Annotated in this window: 1 protein-coding gene; it reads right to left on the minus strand. The window is 40.1% G+C overall.

Annotated features, from left to right (window positions below):
• The coding region (locus BOW06_RS12835) for a reverse transcriptase domain-containing protein (RefSeq protein ID WP_144077465.1) at positions 1 to 662 on the minus strand (662 nt) is incomplete at its 3' end.
• Positions 663 to 1,240 lie beyond the last annotated feature (578 nt).

The raw sequence follows: 1,240 nt of genomic DNA on the forward strand, positions 1-1,240 counted from the left end.
AAAAATTTAAAAGTTTTAACCACTGGGATGTTACGTTTAAAAAGAGTAAGTGTTGGGTCGGGATGGAGGGAGCGGAGCTGGCAAAAATGCATACATACTGTTTTGGAGGATGAGAAAGTGAAACCATTCTGATCAGCCCACTGTTCTAGCCGACAAAGGCATTGTTGTAGATGACGTTCGATTGTAAGCATATGTTTAGAACGATAACTAATAGAGAAATCATCAACAAAGAGAGTTCCTTCAGTATCAGGTTTTAAGCAATTTGAAATGCTGTTAATTTTAACAGCAAAGAGGGTAACCGATAAAATGCTGCCTTGTGGCACTCCTTGTATTTGTGAAAAAGAATCTGATAAATGGTAATTTGAAGGATTTGCATGGTCCTTATTCTGTTTTGGTATAGGAATAACGATAGCTTCTCGCCATGATGGCGGAAACCATCCAGTAAACCATAAATGATTAAATATAGCTAATAAAGTGTAAAGGGCAGTGCCCGGGAGATGTTTAAGCATCTGATAATGAATATGGTCTGGCCCAGGGGCAGAATCTTTGGCTTTAGTAATGGAAGAAGTAAGTTCATGCATATGGAACGGGGCATTATACTGTTCAGTGTTATTAGATTGAAAGCGGAGGTTGATTTTTTCCTCATTAGATTTATGTTTCAAAAAGGTTGATGTGTAACGGGAGGTATCCGAGTGAAGAGAAAATTGGTGACCAATAGCATGAGCTATATTAGGGACAGTTGTAATAGGTTTGTCCTCAACTAAGTATACTGCGCAGAGTGCGCCAGACTGTATGAGATTTCGTCTGGGTAGATAAATTCGAAACGAAGGTATGCCAGGATTGTTTCCTAGCTTGTCTCACTGTGCGACGAGCAAGTGCTTTATATTTCTTAAAGGTTTGTAAATTAACATTAGTGGGGGCCAATCGGAAAGCTCGTAAAGCTTGTTTCCGTTTGTGTATAGCTTTGCGACAATCATCATTGAACCAATGATTATGGAGAGAAGATGCTATACCACGTGATTGTGGAATGCAGATCTGAGCAATCTCTATTAATGTAGTGGTAAATCGAGGAATTGAGTCCTGAGTAATAGGGAATTTGGAAAAGTGATGAGAGCAGAGCGTTTGGAACATCGTCCAGTTAGCCTTGGTAAATTTCCACCGGGGTGTACAGTGTGCAGTATTGGGTTGGTTGGAGGAGAGTAGTATCGGAAAGTGATCGCTACCATGGTTGTCATCCAAT

Origin of the sequence: Solemya velum gill symbiont (assembly GCF_002020255.1) — a bacterium.
In the GTDB taxonomy this organism is placed as follows: Bacteria; Pseudomonadota; Gammaproteobacteria; order Chromatiales; family Chromatiaceae.